18 protein-coding genes are annotated in these 19,826 nt (G+C 36.9%); 13 read left to right on the forward strand and 5 right to left on the reverse strand.

The features are described from left to right. Positions 1-210: 210 nt before the first annotated feature. Entirely contained in the window at positions 211-1,386 is a 1,176-nt protein-coding gene (locus BFM98_RS17695) for an alanyl-tRNA editing protein (protein ID WP_066038050.1), read from the reverse strand. A gap of 156 nt (positions 1,387-1,542) precedes the next feature. On the opposite strand from BFM98_RS17695, the gene BFM98_RS17700 reads away from it, so the two are divergent. The 7 genes from BFM98_RS17700 (at position 1,543) to BFM98_RS17730 (ending at position 8,101) form a co-directional block, all read left to right on the forward strand. Beyond that, positions 1,543-1,830 (forward strand): DUF6509 family protein, encoded by a 288-nt coding sequence (locus tag BFM98_RS17700; protein WP_036075918.1) that lies wholly within the window; start codon positions 1,543-1,545, stop codon positions 1,828-1,830. A gap of 151 nt (positions 1,831-1,981) precedes the next feature. Next, positions 1,982-3,127, forward strand: a complete 1,146-nt coding sequence (locus BFM98_RS17705; RefSeq protein WP_048390777.1) for a VanZ family protein — start codon at positions 1,982-1,984, stop codon at positions 3,125-3,127. A gap of 13 nt (positions 3,128-3,140) precedes the next feature. Further along, positions 3,141-4,475, forward strand: coding sequence for an FAD-dependent oxidoreductase (locus BFM98_RS17710; protein ID WP_066038051.1), 1,335 nt, complete (start codon positions 3,141-3,143; stop codon positions 4,473-4,475). Positions 4,476-4,489: 14 nt separating this feature from the next. After that, positions 4,490-4,966: a glutathione peroxidase gene (locus BFM98_RS17715; RefSeq protein WP_004233894.1), complete on the forward strand. Its 477-nt coding sequence runs from the start codon at positions 4,490-4,492 to the stop codon at positions 4,964-4,966. Between the two features lie 151 nt (positions 4,967-5,117). Next, positions 5,118-5,885, forward strand: a complete 768-nt coding sequence (locus tag BFM98_RS17720; protein ID WP_054548905.1) for an ABC transporter ATP-binding protein — start codon at positions 5,118-5,120, stop codon at positions 5,883-5,885. Next, positions 5,872-7,740, forward strand: coding sequence for an ABC transporter permease (locus BFM98_RS17725; protein WP_054548906.1), 1,869 nt, complete (start codon positions 5,872-5,874; stop codon positions 7,738-7,740). The genes BFM98_RS17720 and BFM98_RS17725 overlap by 14 nt, the downstream gene beginning before the upstream one ends. Position 7,741: 1 nt before the next feature. Then, positions 7,742-8,101, forward strand: coding sequence for a YxeA family protein (locus BFM98_RS17730; RefSeq protein ID WP_004233888.1), 360 nt, complete (start codon positions 7,742-7,744; stop codon positions 8,099-8,101). A gap of 105 nt (positions 8,102-8,206) precedes the next feature. Here BFM98_RS17730 and BFM98_RS17735 read toward each other — a convergent pair whose 3' ends face one another. Beyond that, positions 8,207-9,592 (reverse strand): sensor histidine kinase, encoded by a 1,386-nt coding sequence (locus BFM98_RS17735; protein ID WP_066038052.1) that lies wholly within the window; start codon positions 9,590-9,592, stop codon positions 8,207-8,209. After that, complete coding sequence (locus BFM98_RS17740) at positions 9,589-10,311, reverse strand: response regulator transcription factor (protein ID WP_048390763.1); 723 nt, start codon at positions 10,309-10,311, stop codon at positions 9,589-9,591. Before BFM98_RS17740 ends, BFM98_RS17735 begins: the two co-directional genes overlap by 4 nt. Before the next feature lie 215 nt (positions 10,312-10,526). Between BFM98_RS17740 and BFM98_RS17745 the strand changes: the two genes are divergently transcribed. The 4 genes from BFM98_RS17745 (at position 10,527) to BFM98_RS17760 (ending at position 15,011) form a co-directional block, all read left to right on the forward strand. Further along, entirely contained in the window at positions 10,527-11,141 is a 615-nt protein-coding gene (locus BFM98_RS17745; protein WP_048390761.1) for a PH domain-containing protein, read from the forward strand. 84 nt (positions 11,142-11,225) lie between these two features. Further along, a complete protein-coding gene (locus BFM98_RS17750) occupies positions 11,226-12,584 on the forward strand; it encodes an acetamidase/formamidase family protein (protein ID WP_054548908.1) in 1,359 nt (452 codons plus the stop codon). Between the two features lie 198 nt (positions 12,585-12,782). After that, positions 12,783-13,337 (forward strand): HPP family protein, encoded by a 555-nt coding sequence (locus tag BFM98_RS17755; protein ID WP_066038053.1) that lies wholly within the window; start codon positions 12,783-12,785, stop codon positions 13,335-13,337. A 180-nt stretch (positions 13,338-13,517) separates the two neighbouring features. Further along, entirely contained in the window at positions 13,518-15,011 is a 1,494-nt protein-coding gene (locus BFM98_RS17760) for a hypothetical protein (protein ID WP_254660055.1), read from the forward strand. Between the two features lie 39 nt (positions 15,012-15,050). On the opposite strand, the gene BFM98_RS17765 is transcribed toward BFM98_RS17760, so the two are convergent. Then, positions 15,051-16,235, reverse strand: a complete 1,185-nt coding sequence (locus BFM98_RS17765) for a CaiB/BaiF CoA transferase family protein (protein ID WP_004233875.1) — start codon at positions 16,233-16,235, stop codon at positions 15,051-15,053. A 504-nt stretch (positions 16,236-16,739) separates the two neighbouring features. On the opposite strand from BFM98_RS17765, the gene BFM98_RS17770 reads away from it, so the two are divergent. After that, complete coding sequence (locus tag BFM98_RS17770) at positions 16,740-18,308, forward strand: sensor domain-containing diguanylate cyclase (protein WP_004233873.1); 1,569 nt, start codon at positions 16,740-16,742, stop codon at positions 18,306-18,308. 354 nt (positions 18,309-18,662) lie between these two features. Here BFM98_RS17770 and BFM98_RS17775 read toward each other — a convergent pair whose 3' ends face one another. Beyond that, entirely contained in the window at positions 18,663-19,019 is a 357-nt protein-coding gene (locus BFM98_RS17775) for a winged helix-turn-helix transcriptional regulator (RefSeq protein WP_004233871.1), read from the reverse strand. Between the two features lie 125 nt (positions 19,020-19,144). Between BFM98_RS17775 and BFM98_RS17780 the strand changes: the two genes are divergently transcribed. Further along, entirely contained in the window at positions 19,145-19,771 is a 627-nt protein-coding gene (locus tag BFM98_RS17780; RefSeq protein ID WP_066038055.1) for a nitroreductase family protein, read from the forward strand. The last annotated feature ends 55 nt before the right edge of the window (positions 19,772-19,826 follow it).

Below are 19,826 nucleotides of genomic sequence, written 5' to 3' on the forward strand. Positions count from 1 at the left end.
GTGCAGTTCATAGCGTCACAGGTGAGACCCTGGAGCGACCGTAAGTGAATGAAGCGGCTCACCGGACGCCCCCTGGAAAGGACGCTGGCGTAACGGAAATCAATCACTTACCTTGTCAAAAAGTCTTTTTCGGCTAGTGACATTGTCTTTTTTCAATAACATAGGAGGAGCTGTCTATTAATAACAAACAGCTCCTCTATTATAATGTAATTAAGCATCTTGCATCGCTGCTAGTAATTCTTCTTTCGAAACGGTGCAATCGCCACCGCCTTGTACCATTTGGTCACTTCCGCCACCCTTACCATTAATAAGCGGCAGTGCCTTTTGGGCAACATCCTTCATGCTTTTTGAAACATTATTACCTCTTGCTGCAACGAATTGTAGTTTGCCTTCATTTTCAGACACAAGTAGAGCTATTACATCTTTCTGTTCCGTAACAATCATACGGGCTATTTTTTGTAGCTCTTGCATTGTTCGCTGATTAAAAGCAGCCGTTACGACACCTTCGCTATTAACAAGTGCCTTTGCTTCATACGTGAGTAATTCCTCTTTCGCAGCAGCGAGTGCTTTTTCTGTAGTTTTTTGAGTAGATAAAACTTTTGTAAGTGCTGTTGCAGCATCAATCTCAGGGACACTTAATTGACGAGCAACGTCCGCTAATACTTTTTTCCGCATGCCAAGCTCAGTCAAAACGCGTTGACCACACACAAAAGAAACGCGCACATTGCCCTTCATTTTTTCGGTCCCTAATATTTTGATGGTACTAACTTGCCCTGTGGATGTAGGGTGAGTGCCACCACAACCGTTGTAATCAAAATTAGGGATAATCACAAGTCGAATGTCTCCCGTCACTGCAACTTCTTTACGAAGATTATAGTTGCCCAGCTCTTGCTCTGTAACCCAGATAGTTTGAATGGGGCGGTTCTCTAGAATAATGTCATTGGCTCTTGCTTCTGCCGCTGCAAGCTGTTGCTCAGAAATCGTTTCTATAGCAAGATCAATTGTTACTTGCTCACTGCCTAGATGAAAGCTTACAGTCTGCGCATTAAAAAGCTCTACAAAAGCAGCTGTTAAAATATGTTGCCCAGCATGCTGCTGCATATGATCGAATCGTCTTGGCCAATTTAACTTGCCATGTACCACACCATCTAAAGTCGATAGATCACCTTCAATATAGTGACGAATTTCATCATCCACTTTTTCAACATCTATGACCTCCAACGCATTCAATGTACCTGTATCGTGAGGTTGACCACCACCAGTTGGATAGAAAGCCGTGTTCGATAGTACAACATAATTACGGTCGGATTCGTCAGTTCCTTTACTAATAATAGTTGCATCAAACTCTTGTAACATAACGTCTTGATAATATAATAGCTCTTTCATGAAAAAGCCTCCTCGTATGTAGGGAAATTTAGTTCTAAATTAATTCCATTTCATTGTGGCATAATTACTTACAGGTGTATACGAGTTTTCTAGTTGACCCATGCTGAAATTGATTTAATATAGAAAAGAACAGCTAAAGAAAAAGGAGCAAATATAATGGAAATTACACAATTCTCAATGGAAGAGATTTTAGACCCAACAAATATTATTGAGGGTAAGCGTTATGAATTTATTTTGGATGTAGAAATTGATGAAGAGGATGAGCTTTACCACGAAGCTGGCATTGAAATTCGTGTCCTAATTGGTGAAAAAGACGAAGAACCATTTATATTAAATTACTTCATCATGGAAAAGGCTGAAGGTGAATATTTAGACTTTGCATTAGAGGATGATGAACTAGAAGAAATTTTGACATTCTGTAAAGAAGAAATAGCGAAAGCATAGTAAGTAACAGGTAGAGAGTATAGATTCTTTACCTGTTTTTTTATTGAATTAAGGATTATGTAAGCTTGATGAAATATACATGTAGTATTGAAGGTCTAAACTTAGTTTTAGTGTTCAGAAAATAGGGCAATTTAAAGAGAGAGGTGTTTCTATGTCAACGTACACGCAATCCATTTTTATAGCATTTTTCATAACTATTATTTTATCTTTTGTACTATTTATACCATGGCTGATTTATACGTATCGTAAGTATGGATACTTATCGATGTCCAAAACCATTATCATGTTCTCATTTATTTTTTACTTTTTATCTGCGCTTTGTTTAGTATTACTACCATTTCCGTCTACAAGAGATACTTGCTCACTTCAATCCGCGGACACCGTTCATACTAATTTGCGACTTTTTCAATTTGTTGATGATGTTTTAAAGGATAGTGGCGTTGTTGTCACAAATCCATCTACATGGCTTGCTATCACAAAACAGCAGGCATTTTTTCAAGCATTCTTTAATTTCTTACTACTAATGCCATTCGGCGTTTACTTGCGATATTTTCTTAAAGAAAGAAGGTACTGGAAACGTGCATTTTTAATTAGCTTTTTGCTAACATTGTTTTATGAGGTCACACAAAGAACAGGCATTTATGGCATCTTTAATTGCGCATACCGAATCTTTGATGTCGATGACTTATTACTAAACAGTGTAGGTGCGCTCCTAGGTTTCTTCTTAGCACCAATTGTTTGGGCATTATTTCCCTCTCATGAAGAGGTTGAGGCTAAAGCTGCTGAAATGGAAAAAAATGATATTGTTAAGCCGATTTCTATTTTACTAGCATTGGCCATTGATTTATTTATCGTCCAATCAGTTTGGATGATTATTGGTGTTCTGACAGGGTATAGCGGTACTTTTGAATTCTTAGTGAAAATGGCTCTGTACGTGGTACTCTTTGGGGTGTTACCAAGTATGATGAATGGTGCAACACTCGGTATGAAGGTGATGCGTTTTACAATGGTCAACAAGAATGGCAAAAGTATTGTAAAGCAATCATGGCGTCGTTGTATTGCTATTATCGCTACCTTGTGTTTATCAGAAGCCATTACAACATTAGGTGACATCCAATTAGATATGGATTCACCATTTTATGTTCTACAAATTGTCATTTCTCTACTTGCCGCAATAGCAGGTTTTGCACTTACAATGATAATAGCTATTCATGTGGTACGGGTCATCGTAAGTGGTGGAAAACGACGTTTGTATATCGATCAATATGCAGATTTAATGGCAACAAGGAAAAAATAAGGGGGCTTGTAGAATGAAATACGTCATCATTGGTGGAGATGCTGCAGGTATGTCTGCAGCAATGGAAATCTATCGGAATGTTCCAGGAGCAGAAATAACTACTTTAGAACGTGGTTTTATTTATTCATATGGGCAATGTGGATTGCCTTATGTTGTAGATGGTCGTATTTCATCAACCAAACGTTTAATTGCAAGAGATGTCGAAACTTTTCGAGATAAGTATGGCATTGATGCAAGAGTTGGCTATGAGGTAGAGAATGTAAACATAGAGAAGAAGGTTATTACAGGTACACAAGCAAGTGGTGATAAATTTGAGATTACCTACGATAAACTTCTTATTGCAACGGGGGCTAGTCCAGTCATGCCTGTGAAAAGGGGGAATGAGCTAGATGGTATCCATACGGTAAAAACAATTCCTCAACTGGAAGATTTGATGGCAGATTTAACATCAGAGATTGAGCAGGTAACAATCATAGGTGGTGGCTATATTGGTTTAGAAATGGCTGAAACCATACATGCCTGTGGGAAAAAGGTAAGGCTTATTCAGCGCGGAAGTCATGTGGCCCGTATTTTAGATGAAGAACTTGCTCAGCATGTTCATGAGGAAGCGAAAAAGAACGATGTAGAGCTGTTATTAAATACGAGCGTCGAAGCTTTTGAAGGAAATAAACGAGTGGAACGTGTTATTACAGATAATGGCGTTTTAGAGACGGATTTAGTCATTGTCGCTTCAGGCATAAAACCAAATACACAGTTTTTAAAGAATACTGGGATTGCACTTGCAAAAAATGGAGCGATCATTGTAAATCGCCATTTAGAGACTTCCCTTGAAAATATTTATGCAGCTGGCGATTGTGCAACTCACTTTAATATTGTGAAAGAACGTTTAGATTATATACCTTTAGGAACGACTGCCAATAAGCAAGGTCGTTTAGCAGGTCTCAACATGTCAGGCAAATTTGCTCCATTTAGAGGAATTGTGGGCACATCTATTTTAAAATTTTTCAATTTAACTATTGCTACAACAGGTATAAATGAGCGCGATGCTAAAGAGCTTGGTTTTGACTATGAGGCATTTAAATTATCTGCACGCCATATAGCCGGCTATTATCCAGGTGCACAACGTATGTTTATAAAAGTGGTCGTTCGCAAGCGCGATCAATTGTTATTGGGTGCCCAAATCGTGGGACCAGCGGGAGTCGATAAGCGTATCGATGTGTTTGCGACAGCATTATATAGTAAAATGACCTTACCTGATTTGCTAGATTTAGATTTGGCCTATGCACCACCATTCAATGGTGTTTGGGACCCTTTGCAGCAGGTGGCAAGAATGAATGGACGTTTATAATAGGAGGTAGAGAGATGAGCATTTATGATATTAATGTAACTTTAGAAGATGGTACTATCTATAGCCTTGAACGTTATAAAGGAAAGCCGATGCTAATTGTTAATACAGCTTCCAAATGTGGCTTTACACCACAATTTGAAGAATTAGAAGGTCTCTATGAAAAATATCAGGAGCAAGGTCTGGTTGTACTTGGTTTTCCATCAAATCAATTTAAACAAGAGCTAGCGACAGCTGAAGAAGCGGCTTCCCAATGTCGACTAACATATGGAGTGACGTTCCCGATGCATGAGATCGTGAAGGTGAATGGTAAAGAAGCACATCCTATTTTCGATTATCTTACTTCTCATTCCAAAGGATTTTTAGGCAATAGTGTTAAATGGAACTTTACAAAATTCCTTGTAAACCGTAATGGAGAGGTTGTTGGACGATACGCCTCAGCAGATAAGCCAAGTAGCTTTGAGGAAGATATTCAAAAAGTATTAGCACAATAGATTAGAAAAGATTCATGCACAGTTTGTGTATGAATCTTTTTTTGTTTATAAATTCCAAAAAGCAGTGGATTTAAGGTTGCTGTAAGCTTGCGACAAATTTGCTGTAAGTTTGAGGTCGTATACTAAAGTCAGAAAGAAGAGGTGAGCGTATATGACGCCATTATTAAAGGTACAAAACGTTGGGAAAAATTACGGCAAAGGCGCAAATACTTTTACAGCGCTATCGAATATATCATTTGAAGTAGAAAAGGGAGAGTTTGTTGGGGTAATGGGTCCTTCTGGGGCTGGAAAATCTACGCTTCTTAATGTATTAGCAACGATTGATACGCCAACAACTGGTGAAATTATTATTGAAGATACTAATTTGGCACGTATGAAGGATGCTGAATTAGCGGATTTTCGTCGAGATAATTTAGGGTTTATTTTCCAGGATTATAACTTGCTCGATTCTTTAACAGTGCGAGAAAATATTGTTTTACCACTAGCGATTGCAAAAATGCCGACAAAGGCTATTAATGCAAGAGTTGATCGAATTGCTGCATTGTTTGGAATTAGTGATTTATTAAACAAATATCCTTATCAAATTTCAGGTGGGCAAAAGCAGCGTACAGCCTCGTCGCGAGCATTAGTGACAGAACCAAAACTAATTTTTGCCGATGAGCCTACAGGTGCGCTAGATTCAAAATCTGCAACCGATTTATTAGAAAGCTTAAGTGATTTAAACCAATCTCAAGCCGCAACGATTATGATGGTTACACATGATGCCTTTGCCGCTAGCTTCTGCCAGCGCATTCTATTTATTCAGGATGGACAGCTATCTAAGGAAATTCAACGTGGGACTCTAACGAGGAAGCAATTTTTCCAAGAGATCTTGCAGGTGCTATCTAGCATCGGGGGTGGAGTAAATGACGTTATTTAGTTTAGCGCGTAAAAATATTCAACGCAATTTATCGAATTACTTTTTATATATTGCCTCAATGGTATTTAGTATCGTTATTTACTTTACGTTTGTGACGCTCAAATATAATGATGATCTTTCAGCCTTAAAGCAATCGTCACAACAAATTAAAGGATTAATGAGTGCCTCGTCAGTTGTACTTCTGTTCTTCATTGTCATCTTTATGGCCTATTCCAACTCGTTTTTTATGAAGAAGCGGAAAAAGGAAGTAGCCCTTTACTCGTTACTAGGTGTACGTAAGCAAAAAATTGGCTTAATGCTCTTTTTTGAAAATTTAGTCATAGGGCTTGTCTCTCTTGTGTTTGGTATCCTTCTAGGTTTCTTTATGTCCCAAGGGCTATTAATGATACTAGTACGCTTAATGGGCTATGAAGTGGTTGGTAGTCTGACATTTTCAATGGAGGCACTAATTAATACAACGGGCATTTTTACACTACTGTTTTTATTCACATCCTTACAAGGTTACCGTGTGATTTATCAATTTAAACTAATTGATTTATTCCATGCGGACAAACAGGGAGAGCAAATTCCACGTGCATCATTAGTAGCTGCTTTACTTGGCACTGTACTTATTGCATTTGGTTATTATACAGCTGCCTCTGATATGTTTACGAGTGAAATATGGAGATTCTTTACGGTATTAGGTACGCCATTAATGGTTATAGGGGTAACAATTGCAGGGACATACCTTCTATTCCATAGTGTGAGTGTCTTTGTTTTAACAGCATTAAAGAAAGCAACATCATGGTCCTGGAAGGGTTTAAATTTAATCGGTGTTTCTCAGCTATTGTATCGTATTCGAGCTAATGCCAAATCGTTGTCAATCATTGCAATTTTAAGTGCCACTACGATTACAGCAGGTGGCGGTGTCTTCGGTATGTATTATAATGCAGAAGCTTCTGTACGTCAGATGCTGCCAAACACATTTATGTGGAAAGGCGAGACAGTAGAATTTTCACAACAGGATGTCTTATATAATGAAGCACTGGCTGTGAAAAATTTACGTGTGGATAATGAATTCTCATTTTTCGAATATACATTACTTAAGGAATCGGACTATAATCGCTTAGCGAAATTACAAGGCAAGGATAAAGAGCTACACATTGCAGAGGGCTCTACGATTTTACTGGATGCAGCCTATGATGAACGATTTTCACATGATTTTACAGGAGAGGACTTTAAGTTACAAAACGGAGACTCCTTCCATGTAGAAAAGATGTACACGGAAAGCGTGTTGAACTTTATAGCAGCTGGAACAGTTCTCGTTGTGAATGATCAAGAGTTTAAAGCTACTGATGCCAATGAGATTATGATGCAGGTTGTTGGATTGGACAATGATTTGAAACAACAGGACGTGTCGAAAGACATTTACCAGCAGTTGTCTTCTGAACAACAAGAATCATTTTCTAGTGTACCGCAAAGCTATGAGGATAGTTTAGCAACAGTTGGTGCCCTATTGTTTGTGGGAAGCTTCCTAGGATTGGTCTTCCTAGCGGCAACAGGCAGTATTATCTACTTCAAAATTTTAACGGAAGCCGAAGAAGATCAGGCAAAATATGCTATTTTAAATAAAATTGGTGTAAATAGTAAGCAAATCTTAAAGACAGTAGCAGGACAGGTCGCTGTTATCTTTAGTGCGCCACTTATTGTGGGTATTGCACATAGTGTGTTTGCATTACTAGCATTTTCACAGCTATTTAACATGAATATTACAAAACCAGTCATCTTGTGGATGATTGCTTATTCAGCTATTTACTTTATTTATTATATCTTTACCGTTCGTTCGTTTTATAAAATAGTGAGACAGGGGAATTAATATGAAAAAAGTATTTTTCGGAATAGGTGCATTGTTTATCTTATTCGTAGCAGGGTTAATTGTATTGATGACTGTAGATTTTAACCGATTAAATAAAGATACCTACTATGTTCATATCACGGCTGATGGTGAGGTAGAGGAGTATAAAGCAGATAGCGGTGAAATCTTTAAAATGTATTGGTACGAGCTACCTACTTACGATAAAAATGGGGAAGAGAAAACATTAAAGTTTTCCGCTCATAAAAATTTACGCCAGGATGCTTATTTAAAGCTTTACGTGAAAAAGGAAACAGAAGTTACTTCATTTGATGAAGTGAAATTCCATGAATTACCTGCTAAAGTACAGGATCAAATGAAATAGCACAAAGAGGGAGTCTCAAATTTTGAGACTCCTTCTTTTCCACACGAAAGTTCAGTGCAAAGTATTTAGCGTTTAAATTCAACTGGTTAAATTTAGTTTATTTATTTAGTATTCCTTTTGTAGATCAATAATAACGCATGTACCTTTTCCTTTTTCCGAGGTGATGGTCACTGTTCCTCCATGGGCCTCAATGATATCTCTAGCAATAGCTGTACCTAAACCAGTCCCAGCAGTATTGTCCGTATTTGTGCCTCGGTAATAGCGTTCAAAAATATGTTCTAGATCCTCTGGGTCTATCCCCTTGCCATTATCAGAAATTGTAAGAGTATGCTCATCAACAGACACATGGACAGATACATCGGGAGCATTATGAAGCAATGCATTGTGTAAAAAGTTCATGATAGCTCTGCGCATAAAATGTTCATCGATTTGATGCAGACTTTTCTCGGTTGTCGCCTCAAACATAAGATTAGCTTGTTCATATTGTGGTGTATTTAATGTTTCAATCACTATCTCTCGAATAAAAGGCACCATGTTCACTTCATTTAGTGTAAGTGGAAGCTGTTGATGTCTTAAACGCATCGTTAAATTTAAGTCATCCAGTAGATTTTGCATATGCAATGATTGTTTTTCTATAATTTGTGCGTACTCCATTTGCTCATTATTTGTTATTTGTGCATCATTCAATAGTTCTGCATAACCTCGAATAGAGGCAAGTGGTGTTTTCATATCGTGTGAGACATTACTAATCCATTCTTCACGCATAATCTCTAGTCTCTTTCGCTCCTGTTCATGGGCTGCCAATTCTCGTGATACTTCATTTAAGTTTTCAAAAACCGGCTTGTAGACACCACCAGGAGACTTAATAGACGTATGATCATGATTCTTTAAATGATGAATGCGATCTATCATCGCATAAAGAGGTTTCGTTAATGTACGACCAAAAAGCCACCCTACTAATGTAGCTACTAACAAGTCCGCAATCACGATGAACAAGCCAAATTTCCCTATAAACTGTAACAGTGATGTGCCAGAAACATGCGTAACAAACCTTGTAACACCGCTACCTTTAATACCGATTAAATAACTAATGGGATCCTTACTGCCAATATACACCGTAGTATCAGAATCGAATTCTTTATATTTATATACTTGAATTAAGTCGATAGGTGCATAGTGCAATGGTGCTTTATCTGGTGCAAAATGAGCATCAATCACTTGACCATTTTCATCAAGCAATTGTATCCACGCATTTCTTTGATGCAATTGTTCGATTCCTTCTGCACGTATGGAAGTTGCTCCATTTTTTATCTCGATATATTTTTGAAATTCCCGCACAAAGTGTTCTTCTTCTGTGGCAGAAACGCCTTCAGAGTCAGTTGCTAGCCGATAAGTAAGGAGTCCCATGAAGATAGCTGTATTGACGAAAATAACAATGATGACGATAGAAAGTACGGAAAGGAGAAAGCGAGCAGTTAATTTCCACTTCATTCTTGTGCCTCTTTTGGCATGACAAACTTATAGCCAAGTCCTTTTACAGTTGTGATATATAGAGGATTAGAGGCATCCTCCTCAATTTTTTCACGCAATCGGCGAATATGCACCATAACAGTGTTATCAGAACCGAAGAAATCCTCTCCCCATACACGTTCAAATAATGTTTCTTTACTTAAGATACGATTGGGATTGTGCATAAAGCACGCCATTAATCCAATTTCCTTAGCTGTTAACTCCAATAGTACGCCATTTTTATGGACTTCAGTTTCATCGGCATTCAACTGAAATGGTCCAATTTGGAGTGCTTTTTCAACAATATTCGTTATGGTATCTTGTGTTTGATAGCCAGCTCTACGTAGTTGCGCCTTCACACGATAGGCTACTTCTTTCGGGCTAAAAGGTTTTGTAATATAATCGTCTCCGCCAATGGCTAGTCCTAAAATTTTATCAATTTCCTCATTTTTAGCAGACATAAAGAGCACAGGGACATGGGATACTTCACGGATACGTCTACATAAATCGTAGCCCTCACCATCGGGAAGCATGACATCTAGAAGTATAATATCGGGTGTTGTTTGTTGAAAGCTTGTCCATGCATCGTGAATGGTACCAGCTGTATAAATTTGTTTGTAGCCCTCTTTTTGTAAGCTTACTTTTAGTAGATTCGCTAAATCTGCCTCATCATCCACTACTAAAATGGTTGGTTCTTGCACTTGTTCACACGACCTTTCGATTTGGAAGAATCTTTACTGACAATTATTATAAATGAAATGTATAGAAAAGAGGAAATGTTGGGTTGTATAGCTTAACCAGTAAATGCTTTTATTCTACAAGAAAAGAAGTACATTTTTTATATAAATCAATACATGGTGAAACCTTTACAGATTCTAAAGCGTAAAAAGAGTATTACAAATTAGGAGGAATGACGATGTTTAAAAAAATAGCAGCAGATGCACTTGGACTTTCAGATATTGGTGTGGTTGTGCCAAGAGAGGACTATGATAAGACAGATGCAGATGATTTTATCTTACATGAAATTGATGAAAAAATTTACTTTTTAATTAAAACGAAGGCTGATGAGTATTGCTTTACAAATCGTGCAATTATTCATGTAGATGGCGAAAGTGCTATGAGCAAGAAACGATTACTGCGACGCTATGACTATTCAATGTATACTGTGACAGAAGTTTTTCTCGAAACAGCAGGAACAATCGATCTTGATGTCGAAATTAAGTTTACAATCGGCAATTCCCCACTATCCATCGACATTCATAAACGCTTTATTGATGACATTAAAGATTTATATAAAGCACTACATGCCATTAGCTATGAACAAAAGAACAATGCTTATAAGCTAGAAGTAGCGGAAAAAAGTTTAAACATAGCATCATCATCACTTGGTCGAATTGGCAATGACAATATATCTCCTGCGTCGTCATTCAAAGAAATTACAAGCTTTGCGAATACTTGGATGATCGATCATAAAGATAAGTATAAAAAAGAAGACTTCTCACATATTTTTGATTTATATATGAACAATTGATAAAAATAGCTCTCTGCAAGTGTAGAGAGCATTTTTAACATATAACGATATACATAAAAATTATTCTAGGAGCGTGATTAGAAAATGACAAACGACATGCATGTGCTAGAAAAAGAAGAGGTAGAAAGTGATGATTTTATACAGCAACCTCAAGCCGCTGAAACATTGTTCGTAAATGAGTTTATTGATGGTATTTTAGATCCATCACAGAAGATGTTAGGGCCGCTTAAGGATGGTGGAACGATTATTGCCAATACAACACCTGGATGTTGGGGACCCATGCTTACTCCTACTATTCGTGGAGGACATGAAGTAACGAAGCCCGTGTTTGTAGAAGGAGCAGAGGTGGGTGACGCCATTGTTATAAAAATTAAATCTATTCAGGTCACATCTCTTGCAACTTCGTCTGGCCATGATGAAGCAATTGTAGATCGATTCATTGGTGATCCGTTTGTTTCTGTAAAATGTCCAGGCTGTGGCAAGCTTCATCCAAGCACAGTTGTAAAAGGAATAGGCCCACATGCAATTCGATGTTCTACATGTGATACAGAAACGGCACCCTTTAAAATGACAAACGGCTATACGATGGCACTAGATCATAAAGGGCAAATGGGTGTAACTGTTGGACGAGAGGGCGCTAGACGAATTGCACTTGATGCTAAAAACTACATGAGAACACCTGAAAATTCTGTACAAAATCCTGTTGTTGCATTGGCTCCAAGCGACTTAGTAGGTGTATTGGCGAGAATGCGACCATTTTTAGGTCAGCTTGGGACAACCCCTTCTAAAGCGATGCCTGATTCACATAATGCAGGTGACTTTGGTTCATTTTTAATTGGAGCACCACATGAATATGCTTTTACTCAAGAAGAATTGGATTTACATCGTACCGATGGACATATGGATATCAGCCGAGTACGAGAAGGTGCGACTATTATTTGTCCAGTCAAGGTACCAGGCGGTGGTGTATATATTGGAGACATGCATGCTATGCAAGGGGACGGCGAGATTGCAGGACATACAACCGATGTAGCGGGTATTGTGCAGCTTCAAGTTAAGGTATTGAAGAAAGTAGCTTTGGAAGGCCCAATTTTACTACCAAATGTAGAAGACTTACCTTATACAGCAAAGCCCTTTACCAAGGAAGAAAAACGTCGCGCACGTGAGCTAGCGGAGGAGTTTGGTGTTAAACAGGTAGAGGATGCATTCCCAGTGTCGGTAATTGGTTCTGGTAAAACGTTAAATGAGGCGACTGATAACGCGATTAGTCGAGCTGCGAAGCTATTTGAGATGAGCGAACCAGAGGTTTTAAATAGAGCAACTATCACAGGTTCCATTGAAATCGGACGCCATCCAGGGGTTGTCACAGCCACTTTCCAAGTACCTAAAACTGTATTGAAAAAGGTAAGAATATATAAAACTATTAAAAAACAATATGACTAATAATGATTTCTTGAAAAAGCAAACTTTTAAAAGTTTGCTTTTTTGTATGAGCTACAAGTCAGATAAGTAAATGTTTGTCTGAAATTTGAAGTTTGGATTGAAATCTATTGTTGTGTTGATATAATAGTTAAAGTTTAAAAATGAATAACAGGACCTTATATAAAACAGATGAGTATAGAAGAGAAAAGTTGGTGTCTAATGACAGAAATTATAGGTGTGGAAAACAAAATAGAGAAAAAGAATAGTATAAAACCTTTTATATTAAAAATGAGAGGAGGAGGTCATGCTCCATCTCGAACAAATTTTGCTGATGCCTTTACTGGAGCAATAGGAGGATTAATATGCATTTTTGTGTTGCTATGGTTAACTAACATTACCAATTCACCTTGGTTAATGGCATCATTAGGCGGTAGCTGCGTTCTTGTATTTGTCGTCTGGAATGCACCTTTGTCCCAGCCTCGAAATATAATTGGAGGTCATTTTATTTCGGCATTTATCGGGTTGTCCATGTATTCATTACTAGGCTCCAATATATTGTCTATTAGTCTTGGTGTCGGATTAACTATATTTTTTATGGCCTTTTTAGGTGTCATACATCCTCCAGCAGGCGCCAATCCTATAATTATTATTTTAGGAGGTTATGGTTGGAGTTATTTACTAACCCCTGTATTAATTGGAGCAGTCATAATTGTATTTTTCGGTTTGTTGATCAATAATTTACGAGAAAAAAGAAAATATCCGTTGTTTTGGTAAAGATGATATCCATCTATAAAGTGTGTTCACTTATATAGGTGGTTTTTTATATTGTTAACGTTTTTGCTATGCATACCCATATTTTTTTAGCATATGTTAGTTAAGATTTGTTATATTGAAGAAAGAGTGTAAAAATCATGTATTTGAATGATAGGGGAAGATCTTTGTTGGTAGAAATTGATGGGAGGATCCATTTTTATGCTGTTGGACTGTGATGAGCAATTATTCATGGCTTATAAACAAAGAAGTAAAAAGGGTGCTGAAAATATACTAGCAACTTGGCTGGAGGCAGAGTCAAATCTGCGAGAAGATCCAAAAATACTTGGTACTTCGCTTTCACCCAATCTATTTTTAGTAAACGAAGAAACGGCTAAGAATATTGCCTTTTCCACAGCACGTAAATATTGGGGTCATGTATCAACAGAAATGCAAATATATTTTGACAAATATGGTTTAGATTCAAAATTTGTGAATGAGCGTCTCAGTGCTTTTTTCTATACACAAAAAGGTAAAGATACTTTTTTTGAGCAGCTTTTTGCACAACATACAATAGACTTAGAACGATTAATTTGGTTAGTCTTTGGGAAACGAATGCAAATAGCTATGCCAGTTAATGAGCTACAATCAATTATTTTATATAAATTTCAAGATGAATATTTAGTGCATATGATGTATAAAGAGCATGCATCTTTTTGGCATTGGCTTTTCACAAAAAAAGTTTATTCACTGCTTATCCACAAACCTTTAGAGCAATTCACATTTCTTTATGAAATAATGGGACATTTCGAGCATTCTGTGAGAGAAAATTGTGAACATGTGGATAACTTTGTGAATAACTATAAAACGATACTGGATAAGTGTATAACTCATGTGGATAAGCATAATGCTAGCTGTTTGGCAAAGAAACAATTACGTCTTTATCAAATTGTTACTCATTATCGCTTATCAGAAGGTGATTTTAAAAGTGTCAAAGCGCTTATTACCTCATTTGAAGCTGAATGGCGCTACTCAATGTATGCACTATCAGAGAAGGAAAAAGTGTTAATTGCCTATATTTTATTTCATATAGCAAATAGAGAACAGCAGAGTGAAAAGGTTATATATTATGGTGAATATTTATTAGAGGATGAGCGAATAAATAATTATGCCATTGAAATATTACTGGAGTATAAAGAGCTATTACCAAATCGTAAACCAACACCACCTGCCATTATTAAAAATTATCAGCTAAATTATTTAGAAAATTTATATGCCATTCTACTAGAGCACTATGTAAAAATGGCACGTTATGAGGATGGCTTACTTTTATTAAAAGAGCATGTTTTAGCATCGAATAAAAAAATCAATTCTTCATTAGTACACAAAAATTTTAGTAGTGAACAACTTATTGCAATTGAGGCATATGTTCAACAGGATATAGCACTTCATGTGAATAACTCTCTACAACATATTGGTTTGTCTGTGGAAGAGTGGCGACGCAATTATCGTCAACCAAATGCACCATACTATGTTGTCGCACAAAGTGCATCCCTGCATATGTTAAATATTTTAAGAGTTTTGTTTGTAACTGAGCAGTACGAGCTTTTTGAAAAGTTAATGGAGATTTACAAAAAATATCTACTAATAGATGATCATTTTGAAAACCTGCGTATGTTTATTAGTGCATATGTATAAAAAAGGTGTCTAATACTGTGATGTATTAGACACCTTTTTTTACTCTAAAACGCCTTTTTCCTTCAAAGCCTCAATTTGTTCAGCATCAAAGCCTAGAGATAGTAAAACTTCCTCATTATGCTCGCCTAATTTAGCACCAACATGCTTGTATTCAGGCTGCGTACCATCAAATTTAAACGGAGAGGCAATTTGTTTTTGCATAGTGCCATCGCTTTTGGGAATAGTCACAATCATTTCTCGTGCCTTTAGCTGTGGATGCTCACATGCTTCTGGAAATGTTAGAACTGGCTCTACACAACCTTCGAAATCCTCGTTAAACACTTCAAGCCATTCCTCATATGTTTTGGACAAGAAGGCGTCGTGAACAGCCTCTTTAAAACGAATTTGCGTGTAGTAGGAGTCATTGAAGGTATTATCGATCAACTCAGGAATATCGAGTGCTTCACAGAGTAATTTGCGAAATTGAGGCTCTAAACTACCGACAGAAAAAAAACGCCCATCCTTTGTTTTGTAAAAATCATAGTAACTGCCTCCATTTAAAATTTCTTGCTCTGGCTGTGGGACACGTCCACCTCCAATAAATGCTGCACCATACATAGCATTAAGTGAAAAGACAGCATCTGTCATACTAATATCGATGAACTGTCCTTCTCCTGTTTTTTCACGATGGAGGGCAGCAGCCAGTACGCCTATTGCTGCATGCATTGTCCCTCCAGCTATGTCAGCTAGTTGGACGCCCATGGAAACAGGTTTTTTATCCTTATGGCGTGAATAGTCGAGTAAGCCTGCTAATGATAGATAGTTATTATCATGTCCTGGTCGATTACTATATGGCCCTGTTTGTCCGTAGCCAGTTATCGCACAATAAATAACCTTAGGATTTATTTCTTTAAGCGCTTCATAGCCGATGCCAAGTCGATGCATTACACCAGGTCGAAACCCTTCGATAATAACGTCATATTCCTGTACAAGTGATTTAACAATGTCGATAGCTTCTGGTGATTTTAAATTTAGCGTTATAGACTTTTTTGATCGATTTAAATGTTGATGGATATATGCCTCATGATCTTCGTCATAGGGAGGCATAATTCGCGTTAAATCAACCCGCTTTGAAGATTCAACGTGGATAACATCTGCTCCTAAATCAGCAAATATCATTGTCGCCATTGGTCCTGGTAGTAATGCAGAAAAATCGAGAATTTTTAACCCCTTTAAAATACCCAAATCTTCCAACCCCTTTTTGTGTAGGCTACACAACCATCTGTATGATGATGGCGAGTAGCGCTTTTCTCATAATCCCCATTGTGTGAAAAGCGTATTCTATATACTGTATTATTACAGTTTATTGTATTTTAATGAGTATTATAACAGATTGAATCTTAACTTGCCTATGCTAATTTTTATTATAAAATAAACGCTTCAACTTTTATATGTCAGAATAACAATAAAAGTAAAAAAATTTAGAATTTAGATTTTTTATCAAATTTCAGATAATTAGCGTCAGCTGTTGGAATTTTTAATCTAAGTAACTAAAATGTTGGAATTTTGTTTGCTAGATTCTATATGATACGATCTCGTTTATTGATACAATCCTAGAGGTGTGTTGGATTCTTCTTACACAATTAATACATGTTACTTTTACCTATAGGAGTCTTTGCTTATAATAGGCACTAATTGTTTAAGAATCTCAAAATATACATATAAAAAATCATAAATAGGAGGGGAAAAATGAAATCGCACCGATTAAAGTTAAAGCATCTTATAATGGGCGTAGCAATGGCAGCATTCTTTTTAACAAGCATAGGTAGTGTTTGGGGCGGCTATAGGATGAACATTGATTCCATTAAGGAAAATGCGCTAGAAACGAATAGAGTTTATGCTCAAAAATTAGCATCAACTGCTGATTCCTATCTACATGAAGCTTTTCAAATCTTAGGATATAGTGCGGAGCAGGTCAGAACGAAAATGGATGATGAACAAGTATTGAATCAGGAAACAGAGCGTTTGAGATTGCAAAATCAAATGTTCAATTCGGTGGTTATAACAAATGCAAAGGGACTTGTTTTATCTGTCTCTCCGCCCTCTATAGAAATTAAAGGACAGATTTTAACATCCATTGGCGCTAAAGAGGCATTAGCCAAAAAGACACCCATTATTTCTAAGCCATATGAGGCGATGACAGGGCGGCTCATCATTTTTATATCACATCCTATTTTCTCGGAGTCCAATGAATATCTAGGAATGATTGCTGGCACTATTTATTTAAAAGAACCTAATGCCTTTAAAACCTTGTTGGGAGAACATTATAGTAAGGATGGTTCTTACGTATATGTAGTTGATTCAGAAGGACGAGTTATCTATCATCAAGATCCAAGTCGTATTAATGACATTGTAACGAAAAATAAAGTCGTTCAAGCTGTTACATCTGGCAAGGATGGTGCCCAACTGGTTGAGAATACAAAAGGAGTGAAAATGCTAGCTGGCTATAGTGCAGTGCCATCGACAGGGTGGGGAGTTGTTGCGCAGAAACCTTTAGAAGTAGCATTAGCCCCTTCATTTGATCGTGTACAGGAGGTCATTATAAAATCTGTCCCTCTTATGTTTGTTTCGATTATCATTGTACTTTGGGCTGCAGCACGTATTGCGAATCCCTTACAACAATTAGCATCATTAACAGAAGAAAGTTTAGATAAGAAAAATGTAGAAGGTTTAAAATCTGTTAGTGGATGGTACTTTGAAGCCTATTCTTTGAAGAATGCATTGGTTCGAAGTTTATCGTTTCTACATGGACAGGTCTCCTTTTTCAAAGATCAATCTACTGTTGATCCACTGACAGGGATTACGAACCGACGTACAATGGATTCAATGCTTGCTGAATGGTTAGCAAGTAAGGTACCACATGCCATTATTTTGTTAGATTTAGACCACTTTAAAAGTGTGAATGATACATATGGACATGCAGTAGGTGATAAAGTTTTACAATTTTTGGCTAGACAAATGGAATCAGTAGCTAGGGAAGGCGATGTATGTTGCCGTTACGGTGGCGAGGAATTTGTCATACTTCTGCCGAACACGACGATAGAGGAAGCCACACTAGTCGCAGAACAATTACGAAAAACTTTGGCCGATACGGTCAGTCCATGTGGTAGACCAATAACATTATCTGCAGGAATAGCTGCCTATCCAGCAATGGCACATACAACTGAAGCGCTAATTGAAGCGGCTGATGACGCACTTTACCTTGCGAAACAAGAAGGGCGAAATCAGGTAAAAGTTGGAGTCTCAAAAAAGGAATAAAAAAATATAACAAAAGAGCTTACAACCCTAATTTTTGGGGTAATGATTAATGCAAACATCATTTGGGCAAGCTGTATATAAGTCATCAGCCACATGACTTTTAAATTATGTTCAAATGATATGTAACTCGGGCCACATCTCTTGATCGACTTGACAAGACGTAAGGTTATCCCCCTTTCCCTTATGACACCCCAAGTACGACTAGATGTATGCCTATATATCGTCAAAAGCCAAGCGAGCACCGATGCTCCTTGGCTTTTTAGCATTTTGTGGAATATTCTAACAGAGTAACAAGCTGTAGTTTTGATACGAATTATAGAAAGGTGATTAGTACAAGGAGCCTTTAAGGAAAACTTAGCTTTCTTTTTGATGACAACAAATTTGTTGCTCCTTGGCAATCCCCTTTAAACGTGCATAATCATTTCCCCATGTACACATTGTATTTAAAACGGGGATAAATGACTCTCCTAAATCTGTTAAACTATATTCTACTTTTGGTGGTACTTCTTTAAATATTTCTCTTCGAACAAGCCCGTCTCTTTCTAACTGTTTCAATTGATCGGTTAGAACTTTTTGCGTAATTCCGGGTATTAATTCATAAAACTCTTTCGTCCTTACTGATTGTTGACTCAAGAAAAATAGTATTAAACATTTCCATTTGCCACCTGCAATATCCATAAAAATATTGATTCCTGTATTATAGTTCACCATGGGCTTCCTCTCCTAAATAGGCACAAAAAAGTGGCTATACCACTTTTTTGTGCGTTATTTTCTTATTTATTATTGCTTACTATAATTAGAGGCGCAATACAATAAAAACTTAGGAGTTGTTCATAATGAGTGTAAAAGATACTTTAGAAAAAAGACGTTCAGTTAGATATTATGATTCAAATTATAAAATTAGTTCAGAAACATTGACTGCCTTAGTTGAAAGTGCAAGTAAGTCGCCTAACGGAAATAATATTCAAGCAACACGATACTTAATAATCGAGGATGCGAAATTAAGAAATTTATTACTACCTATAGCTTTTAATCAACAGCAAATAGTAGAAGCTTCAACGTTAATCGTCATGTTGGGCGACTATCAGGCATTTAACAAAGGTAATATTATTAAAATTCATGAGGAGGGGTACCAGGCAGGTTATTTTGATGAATCATTAAGAGACTATCTTGCGAATGCTGCAATAAATTATTATGAAGGTAAGACAAAAGAAGATCTAAAGTTAGAATTAACTAGAGATGTAAGTCTTGCCTCAATGTCCTTGGTTTTGTTAGCGAATGAAGCTGGTTTTGACACAATTACGATGTCAGGCTACGATTCTAAGAAATTGAAAGAGATCTTAAATATTTCTGATAGGTATCTTGATGTTATGCTGATTGCTATTGGTAAAGGTATAAAAGCAGGTCATAAAACTGTTAGGCATGATGTAAACAAGGTAATTTATAAAAATGAAATAATTTAGTGTTATTAAACTAACCGAACTTTTAAAAGTCCAAAATTAATATCTAATAAAGAGA

It is taken from the genome of Lysinibacillus sp. AR18-8 (assembly GCF_001705465.1).
GTDB lineage: Bacteria > Bacillota > Bacilli > Bacillales_A > Planococcaceae > Lysinibacillus > Lysinibacillus capsici.